Below are 2,703 nucleotides of genomic sequence, written 5' to 3' on the forward strand. Positions count from 1 at the left end.
CCCTTATATGAAAGACTACGTTCTAATTCTGACTCTTGTCCTGATAATATTTGGGGTTGGCCTAGTTATGCCTTGCGTGAAGCTTGGAGAGACTTAGCCAAGGGACAGATAAAGTCAGCATTCAAGTATTTGTGGCAAGTGTTTGCTGAACCAACATTTGCAGAAACTTATACTCCCCGTGCGGGTAACGTCTTTGATTCCATAGATAGGGAGACGAAGCGCATTGGCTGGAATCGAATTTATCGCTATGGGCGAGTTAGGGTAATTCGCAAAACTGATGATGGCAGATATTGCGTAGCCTATTCTCGCGGCCCAGGAAATTATGCTTTTTTAGTTAGTCGTTATTTACATTTAGCTACTGGGTATCCAGCAATTCAGTTTCTCCCAGATTTGCAAGCTTATAGAGAAAAATATCAAGACTTTAAATCTGTTGTCAATGCTTATGAAGCTCACGATCATGTTTATGAGCAACTAGAGCAACAGGGTGGTACGGTATTGATTCGGGGGCGGGGAATTGTGGCTTCGCGGATTGTGCAGCGGATTTATGAAGCCAGAAAACGAAATCAGAATATTGCAGTTTTGCATTTAATGCGATCGCCTAAACCTCAAGGCAACAAATTTCAAAATACCCAGCGCCTAGTCAAAAATCATTACGAATTTCAACCCTTTAACTGGCCGAAAGCCTGTTGGGGCGGCGAACTCCGGGCAATGTTAGAAAAAGCCACCCCCGATGAACGTAAGCGTTTACTAGCAGACTGGGGTGGAACTACCACCGCCGACCGCCGAGATTGGCAGCAAATTACTGCCCAAGGGTTAAGCGAAGGCTGGTATCAAATTACCTTCGGTGAGGTGCTGGATGTGGAACGAGATGCCCAAAACCGGACTATTACCCATATCCGAGAGCAAAGCTTTGGGGAAATGAAATTGCTAGCTGATTTTATTGTTGATGCTACTGGACTGGATGCCAAGGTAGATGCCAATCCCCTCTTGGCAGATTTGGTGAAACATTACAATCTCCCAGTGAATCATCTGGGGCGATTGACTGTAGCGAACAATTTTGAATTAGTAGAAATGCGTAGCGATCGAGGTCAAATGTATGCTGCGGGAGCGATTACTTTAGGTGGCCCTTATGCCGCAGTTGATAGTTTTTTGGGCTTGCAATACGCCGCATTAGTCGCCCTTGATGGACTGGCCGCCGCTCGTGCGCCTGGAGTCCAAAGGTTAAATAGTATAAGTTCTTTTAGGCAGTGGTTGAAGTGGGTGTTAAATCAGTCACCTTAGTATTAGGAGGCAGGAGGCAGAAGGGATAGAGTATTTATCTGGCTGTTTTGAGTAGCAAATCCCAACTTCGAGGTTAAAAGGTGCAACTTCGAGGCTGAAAGGTGCAACTTCGAGAATAAAAGGCTCAACGTTGAAAATAAAAGGTGCAACGTTGAGGATAAAAGGTGCAACGTCGAGGATAAAAGGTGTAACGTCGAGGGTAAAAGGTGCAACGTTGAGGGTAAAAGGCTCAACGTTGAAGATAAAAGGTGCAACGTCGAGGGTAAAAGGTGCAACTTCGAGGATAAAAGGCTTAACGTCGAGGATAAAAACCTCAACGTTGAGGTTTAGAGGTTCAAGTGGCGATGTCTACGACAGGCTACGCCTACGTAGAATTCTTGTTCTCTGATATGGTGAATAAAATCAGTGGTTAGAAACCGCGTCTACACAGGCAAAACCCACGGAGATGGGTTTCAGCCCTTCAAATTTTCCTCAGTCCGCGTAGGCGGACTTTGTTTGTATAGCCGCGAATTCCATTCGCCTTGGCTCTAAATTGACTACTTCTTATTTTCCCTTGTCGGCTGTACCATCACAGGCACTAAAGTTTTAACTAAACCCGTAATCGCCACAATCACAGTGGCAATTCCCCCAATGGACAATGAAGTTAAAATTGCCGCCGCGAGAATAATTTCAGTAGGACTGTATCCATCTCGCATCCAAGTTGTTGGATTCCCTACCAATGTTGGCGAGGCGGGGATTAATTGCGAAGTTTGGGTGGTTTGATTGGAGTTGACAGGAGTTGTTAAGGCAGTTTTCATGGCTAAACCTCTTCTAAATGTTTCTATGCAAATGGTATTTCTGCCAGAAGAAGAGGAGATTCCCTAGACATGGAGACAAAGTAGAAATTAAGTAGAAATTAAGTAGAATCGAGAAGAAATCTCACAAGCTGTCTATGCAATGGGCTGATTTTCTAGCCAATGAAGCTGCTACTAATAGCTTATCCCCAGAGCAAACAGCAGCTTTTGTAGAGCGTTTGAAGACTGAAAACTCAGGTAAGAGTCAAACGGAAGTTGCCACAGAACTGAAAATCGGTATTCTTGCTTTTAAAAAGCGGATGACTGAGGTTTATGATAAATTTGCCCAGAGTTATCCTGAGTTAGCTGCTTCTAAAAGCCGGGGAAGACTAGAAAAGTTACGGGCTTGCCTGACAAACAAATATAATGGCGGGCAAGATGTTCGCCCCACAATTAAAGAAATTAATCAAAATATTCCCCCTGCTGTCCCATTTGAAAAATTTGTGGGACGTGAGGCGGAACTACAAAAACTGCACCAGCAATTACAAACATTTCAGCAAGTTGCTATTGTAGCTGTGGCGGGTATGGGTGGAGTAGGCAAAACTGAACTCGCTACCCAATACGCCAAACAGCATTTGCAGAATTATCA

Annotated in this window: 3 protein-coding genes; 2 read left to right on the top strand and 1 reads right to left on the bottom strand. The window is 44.3% G+C overall.

Features of this window, described 5'->3' with window-relative positions; all coding sequences use genetic code 11:
• Positions 1-1,281: FHA domain-containing protein (locus IQ229_RS23095; protein ID WP_194047763.1), on the top strand; the 1,281-nt coding region annotated here is incomplete at its 5' end.
• Between the two features lie 536 nt (positions 1,282-1,817).
• Here the strand turns inward: IQ229_RS23095 and IQ229_RS23100 are convergent.
• Positions 1,818-2,078, bottom strand: coding sequence for a hypothetical protein (locus tag IQ229_RS23100; protein ID WP_194047765.1), 261 nt, complete (start codon positions 2,076-2,078; stop codon positions 1,818-1,820).
• A gap of 134 nt (positions 2,079-2,212) precedes the next feature.
• Between IQ229_RS23100 and IQ229_RS23105 the strand changes: the two genes are divergently transcribed.
• A partial coding sequence (locus IQ229_RS23105; protein ID WP_194047767.1) for an NB-ARC domain-containing protein occupies positions 2,213-2,703 on the top strand: 491 nt, incomplete at its 3' end.

Source organism: Nostoc cf. edaphicum LEGE 07299 (assembly GCF_015207245.1).
Classification (GTDB): domain Bacteria; phylum Cyanobacteriota; class Cyanobacteriia; order Cyanobacteriales; family Nostocaceae; genus Nostoc; species Nostoc edaphicum_B.